Annotated in this window: 10 protein-coding genes; 8 read left to right on the forward strand and 2 right to left on the reverse strand. The window is 68.3% G+C overall.

What is annotated here, in order from left to right; genetic code table 11:
* Positions 1-44: 44 nt before the first annotated feature.
* Positions 45-1,052, reverse strand: coding sequence for an ABC transporter substrate-binding protein (locus ACQR3U_RS08210; protein ID WP_230810306.1), 1,008 nt, complete (start codon positions 1,050-1,052; stop codon positions 45-47).
* Positions 1,053-1,321: 269 nt separating this feature from the next.
* Here ACQR3U_RS08210 and ctaD point away from each other — a divergent pair, with 269 nt between their 5' ends.
* From ctaD to ACQR3U_RS08225, 3 genes are all read left to right on the forward strand, one after another.
* Positions 1,322-3,082, forward strand: a complete 1,761-nt coding sequence (gene ctaD, locus ACQR3U_RS08215; protein ID WP_024101412.1) for an aa3-type cytochrome oxidase subunit I — start codon at positions 1,322-1,324, stop codon at positions 3,080-3,082.
* Positions 3,083-3,254: 172 nt separating this feature from the next.
* A complete protein-coding gene (gene serB, locus ACQR3U_RS08220) occupies positions 3,255-4,484 on the forward strand; it encodes a phosphoserine phosphatase SerB (protein WP_024101411.1) in 1,230 nt (409 codons plus the stop codon).
* Positions 4,477-5,319, forward strand: coding sequence for a peptidyl-tRNA hydrolase (locus tag ACQR3U_RS08225; protein ID WP_006554579.1), 843 nt, complete (start codon positions 4,477-4,479; stop codon positions 5,317-5,319). Before serB ends, ACQR3U_RS08225 begins: the two co-directional genes overlap by 8 nt.
* A gap of 27 nt (positions 5,320-5,346) precedes the next feature.
* Here the strand turns inward: ACQR3U_RS08225 and glgX are convergent, their stop codons facing one another.
* On the reverse strand, positions 5,347-7,509 hold the full coding sequence (gene glgX, locus ACQR3U_RS08230; protein WP_230810307.1) for a glycogen debranching protein GlgX: 2,163 nt from the start codon (positions 7,507-7,509) through the stop codon (positions 5,347-5,349).
* Positions 7,510-7,552: 43 nt separating this feature from the next.
* Between glgX and ACQR3U_RS08235 the strand changes: the two genes are divergently transcribed.
* From ACQR3U_RS08235 to ACQR3U_RS08255, 5 genes are read left to right on the forward strand one after another with little or no spacing between them, the layout of a single operon-like run.
* On the forward strand, positions 7,553-8,383 hold the full coding sequence (locus ACQR3U_RS08235; RefSeq protein ID WP_230810308.1) for an ABC transporter ATP-binding protein: 831 nt from the start codon (positions 7,553-7,555) through the stop codon (positions 8,381-8,383).
* A gap of 44 nt (positions 8,384-8,427) precedes the next feature.
* Complete coding sequence (locus ACQR3U_RS08240) at positions 8,428-9,261, forward strand: NUDIX hydrolase (RefSeq protein WP_006554576.1); 834 nt, start codon at positions 8,428-8,430, stop codon at positions 9,259-9,261.
* Positions 9,262-9,271: 10 nt separating this feature from the next.
* The gene (locus ACQR3U_RS08245) at positions 9,272-10,051 is read left to right on the forward strand and encodes an enoyl-CoA hydratase-related protein (RefSeq protein ID WP_019288413.1); all 780 of its coding nucleotides are present in this window, start codon (positions 9,272-9,274) and stop codon (positions 10,049-10,051) included.
* A 53-nt stretch (positions 10,052-10,104) separates the two neighbouring features.
* Positions 10,105-11,082, forward strand: coding sequence for a class I SAM-dependent methyltransferase (locus tag ACQR3U_RS08250; RefSeq protein ID WP_019288412.1), 978 nt, complete (start codon positions 10,105-10,107; stop codon positions 11,080-11,082).
* Positions 11,083-12,240: a THUMP-like domain-containing protein gene (locus ACQR3U_RS08255; RefSeq protein WP_006554573.1), complete on the forward strand. Its 1,158-nt coding sequence runs from the start codon at positions 11,083-11,085 to the stop codon at positions 12,238-12,240.
* Positions 12,241-12,258: the final 18 nt, after the last annotated feature.

A 12,258-nucleotide genomic window follows, 5' to 3' on the forward strand; every position in this document is an offset into this window, starting at 1 on the left:
CGGACCAACTCCTGTAGGACGCTGCTCGGATCGGACGGCTCAGGCTATCCGGTCGTGTGACGGTCGACGCCGAAGGTGTCCGCAAGGTCGTCGAGGATGCGGTGCGCACCCTGGATGCTCACCGGCATCATCCACACGCTGTCGTCGACCTCGACCTTCCGTCCCTGCAGGTTCTCCCACAGCGGATTGGTGACGAAGGGTTCGGCCGCCGCCTGCGCCTTGCCGTCGCCGAGGTCGTAGGTGGTGACGAAGATGACGTCCGCCTCGGCCTCGGTGATCAGTTCGGGGCTGATGGCGTTCATGATGCTCGACGGATCCGACGGATCGGGACCCTGGCTCGCGGGGCGGGCGAGACCGGCGTCCTCGAGCACGATGCCGCTGAACGAGGTGGTGCGGTACAGCCGGGCCGTCGGTTCACCGGCGAAGCGGACGATCGAGATCGTCGGGTTGCCGGCCTTGGCGTTGATGTCCGCACCGATGGCCGCGGCGCGCTCCTCGTACTCGGAGATCTTCTGCTCGGCGAGGTTCTCCTTGCCGATGGCCTGCGCGACGAGGCGGATGTTGTCCTTCCACGTCGGTCCGGTCGACTGGGAGAAGACGGTCGGGGCGATGGCGGACAATTCCTCGTAGTTCTCTCCGTCGCGCACCTCCGCCGAGAGGATGAGGTCGGGTTCGAGCGCGGCCACCTGTTCGAGGCTCACGTCCGCGGTCTTGCCGACGGACACGGCGTCGGTCGCGTACTGCTGCGAGTCGCCGAGATAGTCGGGGAACTCGTCGGTGCGGTAGTCGACGTACCCGACGAGAGGTGCCTCGAGGAGAAGCACGGCGTCGGAATAGCTCGTGTCGAGCGCGACGATGCGGGTCGGCTCACTCTCGATCGTGGTGGAACCGCGGAAGTGTTCGACCGTCCGGGGGAAGCCGGCGGCCGAGTCGGACGCGGTGTCGGTGGACGCGTCGTCGGAGGCGTCGGCCGAACTGCAGCCGGCAACGAGGAGTCCGGCGGTCAGCAGTGCTGCCGCGAACCGGGCGGGTCGTGAGGAGAGAACAGGCACGGGTCGTCCTTCTGTAATTACGGGGTAAGTGCACCCTAACCCGGGCTGATCGCGCGTGGTGGGGTCACCTGGTCTCGCCCTTGCATGTGAGGTGCAGCACAGCCTCGGATTGTGGTTGTCGGCTCCGCTCCAGGTAGCCTCGCGAGTCGAGTACGACAGTGAGTAGGACCCGGAGGGCGACCGTTTCGGGCAGGGTCTACGATTCGATGAGCGCAAGCCAGAGACCGTTCGCCTCCAGCCCGAGGTCGAGCGCGCATTCAGGAGGATTAGTGACTGCCGTAGCGCCCCAGCCAGTCCCAGAGATAGCTGCAGCAAGGCCGTACCCGCCGCGGCAGGGACCCAAGGGTTCGTTCATCTACAAGATGATCACGACCACAGATCCCAAGATGTTGGGGATCATGTACATGGTCACCTCGTTCGCCTTCTTCCTCATCGGCGGCCTGATGGCCCTGCTGATGCGCACCGAGCTCGCGGTCCCCGGCCTGCAGTTCCTGTCGAACGAGCAGTTCAACCAGCTGTTCACCATGCACGGCACGATCATGCTGCTGATGTACGCGACGCCGGTCGTGTTCGCCTTCGCGAACTACATCCTGCCGCTGCAGATCGGCGCCCCCGACGTCGCCTTCCCGCGCCTGAACGCCTTCAGCTACTGGCTGTACCTGTTCGGCGCGACGATCGTCATGCTCGGCTTCGTCACCCCCGGCGGTGCCGCGGACTTCGGTTGGACGGCGTACACGCCGCTCACCAGTGAGATCCACTCCCCGGGTGTCGGTGCCGACTTCTGGATCCTCGGCCTCGGCGTGATGGGTCTGGGCACCATCCTCGGTGGCGTCAACTTCATCACCACCGTGGTGTGCATGCGTGCACCGGGCATGACCATGTTCCGGATGCCGATCTTCACCTGGAACATCCTGATCACCAGCCTGCTGATCCTGCTCGTGTTCCCGCTGCTGACCGCCGCCTTCATGGGCCTGTTCGTCGACCGTCACCTCGGTGGCCACATCTACGACCCCGCCACCGGAGGTGTGCTCCTGTGGCAGCACCTGTTCTGGTTCTTCGGTCACCCCGAGGTGTACGTCATCGCGCTGCCGTTCTTCGGCATCGTCTCGGAGATCTTCCCGGTCTTCTCCCGCAAGCCGATCTTCGGTTACACCGGTCTTGTCTACGCCACGATGGCCATCGCGGCGCTGTCCATCGCCGTGTGGGCGCACCACATGTACGCCACCGGCGCCGTGCTGCTGCCGTACTTCTCGTTCATGACCTTCCTGATCGCCGTCCCGACCGGTGTGAAGTTCTTCAACTGGATCGGCACGCTGTGGAAGGGCCAGATCACCTTCGAATCGCCGATGCTGTTCTCGGTCGGCTTCATCGTGACCTTCCTCTTCGGTGGTCTGACCGGTGTCATCCTCGCGAGCCCGCCGCTGGACTTCCACCTGCACGACTCGTACTTCGTGGTCGCGCACTTCCACTACGTGCTCTTCGGCACCATCGTGTTCGCGACCTACGCCGGCATCTACTTCTGGTTCCCGAAGATGACCGGACGCATGCTCGACGAGCAGCTCGGCCGCTGGCACTTCTGGCTGACCTTCATCGGCTTCCACACCACCTTCCTGGTACAGCACTGGCTCGGTAACGAGGGCATGCCCCGTCGCTACGCCGACTACCTGCCGTCCGACGGGTTCACCACCCTGAACACGATCTCCACCATCGGTGCGTTCGTGCTCGGTGCCTCGACGCTGCCGTTCCTGTGGAACGTCTTCAAGAGCTACCGCTACGGCCAGGTCGTCACGGTCGACGACCCGTGGGGTTACGGCAACTCGCTCGAATGGGCCACCAGCTGCCCGCCCCCGCGGCACAACTTCACCGAGCTGCCGCGGATCCGTTCGGAGCGTCCCGCCTTCGAGCTGCACTACCCGCACATGGTCGAGAAGATGCGCGCCGAAGCGCACGTCGGCCCGGGCAGCGACAAGCACAACGTCAACGTCCTCGAGGGTGCCGACCGTACCCCCGGCGACCATCCGCGCGCCTGAGCGCAGATCGACGATCGACCGAAGCCCCACCCGTTCACCGGGTGGGGCTTCGGCCTTTCCGTGGGTCCGGACCCGCGAACGGGAGCGGTGGTTCGCCCTGCAACAATGAACGAGCGAGCCGGTACGCGCGTGCGTCCGTGTGTACCTCGACAGACAAGCGATCGGAGACGTAGTGGCGTCTGACAGCACGGTGCTGGTGACCGTGACCGGACCTGACCATCCCGGCGTGACCTCGGTGCTCTTCGCCGCGCTGACGCGGCACGACGTCGACCTCCTCGATGTGGAACAGGTCGTGATCCGTGGCCGGCTCACCCTCGGTGTCCTCCTCGTCTGCCCGACCGATGTCGAAGCGATGCAGGACGAGGTCGAGTCCGCGATGGCCACCATCGGCATGCACGCCGACGTCCAGATCGGTGCCGAGCGCGGCGCCCGCACCGTCTCGACCCACGCCGTCGTCGTGCTGGGCAGCCCGGTCAGTGCCAAGGCGCTGCGATCGGTGGGCCGCACCCTCGCGGCCCAGGGCGCGAACATCGATTCGATCCGCGGCATCGCCGACTACCCGCTCACCGGCCTCGAGCTGATGATCACCGCGCCCGACACCAGCGTCGAGGCCGACGCCGCGCTGCGGCACGCCCTCGTCGAACTCGCCGCGGGCCTCGACGTCGACATCGCGGTGGAGCGCGGCGGTCTCGCCCGTCGTTCCAAGCGCCTGATCGTCTTCGACGTCGACTCCACGCTCATCCAGGGCGAGGTCATCGAGATGCTCGCCGCGCACGCCGGTGTCGAGGACAAGGTCCGCGAGGTCACCGAGGCTGCGATGCGCGGTGAGATCGACTTCGCGCAGTCCCTCGAACAACGCGTCGCGACCCTCGCGGGTCTGCCGGCGACCGTGATCGACGAGGTCGCCGAGCAGCTCGAACTCACTCCCGGTGCCCGCACCACGATCCGGACGTTGCGTCGGCTCGGCTTCCGCTGCGGCGTCGTCTCGGGCGGCTTCCGCCAGGTGATCGACCCGCTCGCACACGAACTCGAACTCGACTTCGTCCGCGCCAACACGCTCGAGATCGTCGACGGCAAGCTCACCGGGCGAGTGGTCGGCGACATCGTCGACCGCGCCGCCAAGGCACGCGCCCTCCGCGAGTTCGCCGACGAGGCGGGCGTGCCGGTCGAGCAGACCGTCGCGGTCGGCGACGGTGCCAACGACATCGACATGCTCTCGGCCGCGGGCCTGGGCGTGGCGTTCAATGCCAAGCCGGCCCTGCGCGAGGTCGCCGACACCGCCCTGTCGTATCCCTACCTCGATGCGGTGCTCTTCGTCCTCGGCGTCACCCGCGAGGAGATCGAGGCGGCCGACCGCGTCGACGGAACCCTGCGCCGCGTCCCGATCGACGGCAGTGTCTGAGCTGGACCCCGACTTCGCGGACACGGCGCCCGAGCCGGTCTTCGAGGCCGCACCCGATCGGGTCTTCGACCCGGCCTCGGATCCGGGTTTCGCCGAGCGCCACGGCGTACTCACCCGCGGTTACGGGCACCGGCCCGACCCGGAGGATCCGGCGAAGGTGCAGGCGATGCCGATCGTGCTGCACATCCCCAAGGTCGATCCACCCGCCCGCAGCGCGGTGCTCGAAGCCGCCGCGATGGCCACCGTGGCACTGTGTTTCGACCCGCGGGTCGGTCCCGGCCCGGACGGCGAACCCGGTCCGTGGCAGGAACCCTTCCTCGCATGGAACGACGCGCGGATCCGGAAGGTCGCCCGCCGCGCCCGCGGAGCGCACTGGCGTGCCGCGCAGGACGTCGACGGAGTCACCGTCGACCACGCCGGTGCCCAGGCCCGGGCGTTCGTGCCCGGCCCGGTGGGGGAACTGGACCCGCGCATCTCCCGCCTGCAGATCGGTGGCACCGACCTGCCCCACGACGATCCGCCCCCACCGGCGGACGGCGTTCCGGTCCTCTGGGTGCAGAAGGACCTCGAGATGACCGTCGGCAAGGCGGCCGCGCAGGTCGGTCATGCTGCGATGCTGTTCGCGGGGGCACTGGACGTCGACACCGCACGCGCTTGGGCTTCCGACGGATTCCCGTGTGCCGTCCGCGATGCGGACGAGGCCACCTGGCGCGAGCTGCTCGCCCGCGTGGAAGCCGGCACGGCCGTCGCGGTCCGCGACGCGGGCTTCACCGAGGTGGCCCCGGGTTCGATCACCGTGATCGCGGTGCCCGGCACGGTCGACGAACGAGCCTGACCTCCACCGGCGTCGTGCCGCCGTGGATCATCCTTGCTCGATGGGTCCGTCGTCCGCGATCCAGAAGATCAGCACCGTCGGACCGTCGACCGGGTACGAACTTCCCACCCGCATCGGGGAGGTGTCCGCGGGCCTGCCGTCGGGGGCACTCGAATCGAAGACGCACACGATGTTGCCGCAATACCACTCGGGTCCGGCGAGGGTCACCGTGGCGGCGTCGCCCGAATGCAGAACGAACAGCCCGCTGCTGTCCTCGAGAGTGACGCCGGTGCGGGTCACGGTGCCGAGTTGCGAGCCGTCGACCCAGCCCTGCAGCGTGCGGCGACTGTCGTCCTGCCACGCATCCTCGTCGAGTTCGATCCCCTCGATGCCGAACCACACGAGATCGGGATAGCCCACGGACCGGGCGCGGCCCTCGAAGAAGCGTCGCTGCCGCAGCACCGGGACGCGCGTGCGCAGGCGGAGCAGTTCGCGCACGTAATCCGTTCGCGCACGGTCGGCGTGCTCCCAGTCCAGCGGCCAGGCGTCGCGGACGGGGACGTCCTCGGGGACGCAGTAGGCGTTGTTGTTGCCGTTCTGCGTGTGCCCGAACTCGTCGCCGGCGAGCAGCATCGGTGTGCCCGTCGACAACAGCAGCGTCGCGAGCATCGCCCGGATGTGCCGGTCGCGGGCGGCGAGGATCTCCGGATCGTCGGTCGGCCCTTCGACCCCGTGGTTCACCGACTCGTTGTTGTTCGACCCGTCCCGGCCTTCCTCACCGTTCTCGTCGTTGTGCTTGCGCTCGTACGAGACCGCATCGGCGAGGGTGAAACCGTCGTGGGCGGTGACGAAGTTGACCGACATCCACGGCTGCCGGATGTTCCTGTCGTAGAGGTCCTCCGAACCGGTGAGCCGCGAAGCCATCTCGCGGATCCCGGAACGTCCCGCCCAGTAGCGGCGGACCGTGTCGCGGTAGCGGTCGTTCCATTCGGCCCATTGCGCGCCGAAGTTCCCGAGCTGGTAACCGTGTGCGGTGGCGTCCCACGGTTCGGCGACGAGCTTGACGTCGCAGAGGACGGGATCGGTGACGATCGCGGTGAGCAGTGCCGCTCGCGGATCGAAGGCCCCACCGCGGGGACGGGCCAGCGCACTGGCGAGGTCGAAGCGGAAGCCGTCCACCCCCATCACGTCCGCCCAGTACCGGAGGCTGTCGCACACCATCCGCACGACGATCGGTGAGGACGCGTCGAGGGTGTTGCCGCACCCCGTCAGGTCGATGTCCCGTCCGTGCGCGTCGAGCAGGTAGTAGCCGGGCGCGTCGAGACCGCGCCAGGACAGACTCGGACCGTCGACCGATGCTTCGCACGTGTGGTTGTAGACGACGTCGAGCAGCACCTCGAGCCCGGCGCTGTGGAAGGCGTCGACCATCGTTCGGAACTCGGCGATCTCGTTGCCGGGCGTGACGGCGTAGGCGGGATGGGGCGCGAAGTACGAGGCGGTCGAATAGCCCCAGTGGTTGCGCATCCCCCGCGCACGCACCGACGGCTCGGTCACGAAGGCCTGCACGGGGAGCAGTTCGACCGTCGTCACTCCCAGCCCCACCAGGTGGTCGATCACCGACCGGTGGGCGAGTCCGAGATAGGTGCCGCGCAGTTCCGGCGGCACGAGCGGGTGACGGGCCGTGTACGAACCGACGTGCAGTTCGTAGACGACGGTGTTCTCCCACGGCACGCGTGGTTTGTCGTGCATGGGCGTCAGGACGGGGGTCACCACCGACAGAGGTGTGTGGCCGAGCGAGTCGGTGCTCGACATCGCACCGAACGGGTCACCCTGGTGAGGGATCAGCCGGTCCGGATCACCGACGTCGCCGACGATCCGGCGGGCCCACGGGTCGAGCAGGATCTTGTGCGGGTTGGTGCGCAACCCCCACTGCGGTTGCCACGGCCCGTAGGCGCGGTAGCCGTACCGTTGCCCGGCGCCGACGCCGGGGACCACCCCGTGCCAGACCCCGTAGGTGCGGTCGGGCAGGTCCACGCGGTGTTCGTTCCCGTCGTCGTCGACGAGGCAGACCTGGACGCGGTCGCTGTGCGGGGCGTGGACGGCGAAGCGTGTCCCACCGTCGACCGGGGTGGGGCCGAGCGGAAAGGCGGCCCGGTCGGGGAGCGCGACCGAGCCGGACACGACAGCAGATTCGGATGCGGAGGACGACACGGGAACCGATCCTGCCGCGTTTCGGGCTCGGGCGTAAGAGAAGATGGTCCGCGTGGCACAACCTGATCCCGATTTGCTCATCGAATTCGACGACGTAGTGGTCCGACGCGGCGGGAACGTCCTCGTCGGTCCCGTGACCTGGAAGGTGGAACTCGACGAACGTTGGGTGGTTCTCGGACCCAACGGGGCAGGAAAGACCTCGCTGCTGCGGGTCGCGGCGGCCGAGACGTTCCCCACCTCCGGCACCGCGCACGTCCTCGCGGAGACGTTCGGAAAGACGGATCTGTCCGAACTACGACCCCGGATCGGATTGTCCTCCGCGGCCCTGGCCAACCGGGTGCCGAACGACGAGAAGGTCACCGATCTCGTGCTCTCCGCGGGCTACGGCGTGCTGGGCCGGTGGCGCGAGCAGTACGACGACATCGACACGAGCCGCGCGGTGGAGATGCTCGAGAGCCTCGGCGCGGAACATCTCGCCGACCGTCTGTACTGGACGCTGTCGGAGGGCGAACGCAAGCGTGCGCTCATCGCCCGGGCGCTCATGACCGACCCCGAACTGCTGCTGCTCGACGAGCCCGCGGCCGGTCTGGACCTCGGCGGTCGCGAGGAACTCGTGGCCCGGCTCGGGACGCTCGCGGCCGACCCGGATGCCCCTGCGATCGTGCTCGTCACCCATCACGTGGAGGAGATCCCGCCGGGCTTCACGCACGCGCTGCTCCTGAAGGAGGGCGGTGTGGTCGCCCAGGGCCTGCTCGACGACGTGATCACCGCCGAGAACCTCAGCGCGGCGTTCAGTCAGTCCATCTCGCTCGACAAGGTCGACGACCGGTTCTTCGCCCGCCGCACCCGCCAGGCGGGACGGCACCGCCGGTGACTCCGGGTCGGGTGGTGCCGGGACCGATCGGTTAGGTTGAGGCCATGGCCAACAATCGCTCGGCATCCACCTTCGATCCCACCGCGGTACCCATCCGCGACGCGTCCACCGTGATGCTCGTGCGGGACTCTGCGCGCGGCGTCGAGGTGTTCCTGCAGCGTCGTGTCGTCGGCATGGACTTCGCCGGCGGCATGACCGTCTTCCCCGGCGGCGGTGTCGACACTTCCGACACCGACGCCGAGGTGCGGTGGACCGGACCGGACGTGACCTGGTGGGCCGAGCGGTTCGGTATCGGCGAGGCGCAGGCCCGTGCGCTGGTGCTCGCGGCCGTGCGCGAGACCTTCGAGGAGTGCGGCGTGCTGCTCGCCGGACCCACCGAGGATTCGGTGGTGGCCGACACCGGTGACTACGCGGAGGCGCGTCGTCTGCTGGAAGCGCGCGAGTTGTCCTTCGGCGACTTCCTGGAGAAGGAACAGTTGGTGCTGCGCGCCGACCTGCTGCGTCCCCACGCGAACTGGATCACCCCGCTGGGGGAGCGGCGCCGCTACGATACGCGTTTCTTCGTCGCCGCGGTACCGGAAGGACAGCGGGCCGATGGCAACACCAGCGAGACCGATCTGGTGCAGTGGCAGACCGCGGAGGAGGCCCTCGCCGACTGGCGGTCGGGCCGGTGCATCCTGCTCCCGCCCACGTGGAGTCAGCTGTCGATCCTGTCGGGCTTCGCCACGGTCGCCGACCTCATGGCGGCGGATCCGGTCATCGAGCCGATCCTGCCGATCATCAGCCGTCGCGACGGGGCGGTCCACATCGCGTTCGACGGGGACGAGGCCTACTACGAGGTCGGTACTCATCCGTGGGCCCAGCGCTCCGACATCTAGGCTGAGGACCATGGCTGAATTCGTGACCCTCGACGTTTCCGACGGCATCGGCACCATCCGTCTCGACCGCCCTCCGATGAACGCGTTGAACCGGCAGCTCCAGGAGGAGATCCGGGCCGCTGCGCGCGAGGCGACCGTCCGGTCCGACGTGAAGTCGGTGATCGTCTACGGCGGCGAGAAGGTGTTCGCGGCCGGCGCCGACATCAAGGAGATGGCCGACCTGAGCTACGTGCAGATGAGCGAGATCGTCGGCGACCTGCAGTCGGCCCTCGGGTCGATCGCCGACATCCCCAAGCCCACCGTCGCCGCGATCACCGGCTACGCCCTCGGTGGTGGCCTCGAACTCGCCCTCGGCGCCGACCGGCGCATCGTCGGCGACAACGTCAAGCTCGGCACGCCCGAGATCCTGCTGGGCATCATCCCCGGTGGCGGCGGCACCCAGCGACTGGCTCGGCTCGTCGGCCCGGCGAAGGCGAAGGATCTCGTCTTCACCGGTCGTTTCGTCGGCGCCGACGAAGCCCTGTCGATCGGTCTGGTCGACGAGGTCGTCGCCCCCGACGACGTCTACGAGGCTGCGCGTCGCTGGGCCGGGCAGTTCACAGGCGCCGCCTCGCGCGCGCTCGCCGCTGCGAAGGCCGCGATCGACCAGGGCCTCGACACCGATCTGGATACGGGTCTGAAGATCGAACAGCACGTCTTCGCCGCGCTGTTCGCCACGAAGGACCGCACCATCGGCCTCGAATCGTTCATCGAGAACGGGCCGGGCAAGGCGAAGTTCGTCGGCGAGTGATGCCGACCGGCACCTGCACTTGTCCACAGCTTACCGATGAGTAGGATCACCGCATGACTGCCAGCAGGACCGACGGGGTCGACCCCGCGCCGAATCCGCACGCCACTGCCGAAGAGGTCGCAGCCGCGCTCGAGGACACCAAGCTAGCCCAGGTGCTCTACCACGACTGGGAAGCCGAGACGTACGACGAGAAATGGTCCATCTCGTACGACGAGCGGTGCATCGACTACGCTAAGGGGCGGTTCGTCGCCGCGGCCGGCGATCAGCCGCTGCCCTACGAGCGCGCACTCGAACTCGGCTGCGGCACGGGCTTCTTCCTCCTCAACCTCATGCAGGGTGGGGTCGCGAAGACCGGTTCGGTGACCGACCTGTCGCCCGGCATGGTGAAGGTCGCGCTCCGCAACGCCGAGAATCTCGGCCTCGACGTCGACGGCCGCGTTGCCGACGCCGAGACCATTCCGTACGACGACGACACCTTCGACCTCGTGGTCGGCCATGCCGTGCTGCACCACATCCCGGACGTCGAGCAGTCGCTGCGCGAGGTGCTGCGCGTGCTCAAGCCCGGCGGCCGTTTCGTCTTCGCCGGTGAGCCCAGCACGATCGGCAACTTCTACGCCCGCATGCTCGGCCGGGTCACGTGGGAGGCCACCACCAACATCACCAAGTTGCCTTTCCTGCGCGACTGGCGTCGTCCGCAGACCGAGCTCGACGAGTCCTCCCGGGCGGCCGCCCTCGAGGCCGTCGTCGATCTGCACACCTTCGATCCTTCCGATCTCGAGAAGCTGGCCTCCTCGGCCGGAGCCGTCGAGGTCAAGGCGTCGAGCGAGGAGTTCGCCGCGGCCCTGCTCGGCTGGCCGGTGCGCACCTTCGAGGCCGCCGTCCCGCAGGAGAAGCTGGGCTGGAACTGGGCGAAGTTCGCCTTCGGTGGCTGGAAGGCGCTGAGCTGGGTCGACGAGAACATCCTCGAGCACGTCGTGCCCCGTAGCTTCTTCTACAACGTCATGATCACCGGTGTGAAGCCCGGCAAGTAGTTGGGTTACGACTTCACCCTCGCCGACGTCGAGTACCTGACGTCGGACGACGGTCGCGACGCTCTTGCGAGCGTCGCCGACCGGGAGCTGTCGACGCGTACGCGCCTCGCCGACATCGGCTGGGCGCGTACGCGTTTCGGCGATCGTGCCGGAATGCTGGTCGAAACCGTCATCCTCCGGCGCAAGACGGAGGCGAAGATCGCCGGCGGCGGCGAGTGGGTGCTCACCGACGACGCTCTGCAGCAGTCCACGCCCACGCGCGTCGCGGCCCACCGCGCGAAGCGGTTGCGAGGGCGCACAGTGCACGACGTGACGTGTTCGATCGGCGCCGAGCTCACTGAACTCGTCGGGGTCGCCGAGACCGTGATCGGCAGCGATCTCGACGACGTGCGGCTGGCGATGGCCGCGCACAACGTCCCCGGGGCGTACCTCCTGCGCGCCGACGCCCTGCGTCCGGTCACGCGAGGCACCACCGTCATCGCCGATCCCGCACGCCGTTCGGGCGGGCGACGGACCCACGATCCGGCCGCGCTGCAACCACCGCTGCCCGATCTCCTCGACGCCTACGCGGGCCGCGATCTCGCCGTGAAGTGCGCACCGGGACTGGATTTCGACTCGTTCGACTGGGCCGGTGAGGTCGAGGTCGTCTCGCTCGACGGTGGAGTCCGCGAAGCGTGCCTGTACTCGCCGGGATTGAGCACTCCCGGCGTGCGCCGACGGGCTGCAGTACTGCGTTCGGACGGAACCGGTTTCGAGATCACCGACGCCGCGGACGACGACATTCCGGAACGGGAGCCGGGGGAGTGGATCGTCGACCCCGACGGCGCGATCGTGCGCGCCGGTCTCGTCCGCCACTACGCGGCAGCCCACGGACTGTGGCAACTCGACCCGCGGATCGCCTATCTCACCGGCGACAGCCTGCCCGACGGAGTACGGGGTTTCCGGATCGTCGAGCGTCTCAAGTACAGCGAGAAGACACTCCGTCAGGCGCTCGCCCGACACGACTGCGGCGCGGTCGAGATCCTCGTGCGCGGCGTCGACGTCGACCCGGCGGTATTGCGTCCGCGCCTGAAACTGCGCGGGTCGGCCTCGCTCAGCGTGGTGCTCACCCGCATCGGCCGGACGCCGGAAGCCTTCGTCTGCACGCCGTCGCGCTGACCGCCCTCACACGGGCGG

The organism is Rhodococcus sp. IEGM1339 (assembly GCF_050321925.1).
In the GTDB taxonomy this organism is placed as follows: domain Bacteria; phylum Actinomycetota; class Actinomycetes; order Mycobacteriales; family Mycobacteriaceae; genus Rhodococcus; species Rhodococcus pyridinivorans.

Coding starts and splice junctions, on each gene's coding strand:
- ACQR3U_RS08235 (WP_230810308.1), top strand. CDS start 7,553: ATGGTCCGCGTGGCACAACCTGATCCCGATTTGCTCATCGAATTCGAC.
- ACQR3U_RS08240 (WP_006554576.1), top strand. CDS start 8,428: ATGGCCAACAATCGCTCGGCATCCACCTTCGATCCCACCGCGGTACCC.
- ACQR3U_RS08245 (WP_019288413.1), top strand. CDS start 9,272: ATGGCTGAATTCGTGACCCTCGACGTTTCCGACGGCATCGGCACCATC.
- ACQR3U_RS08250 (WP_019288412.1), top strand. CDS start 10,105: ATGACTGCCAGCAGGACCGACGGGGTCGACCCCGCGCCGAATCCGCAC.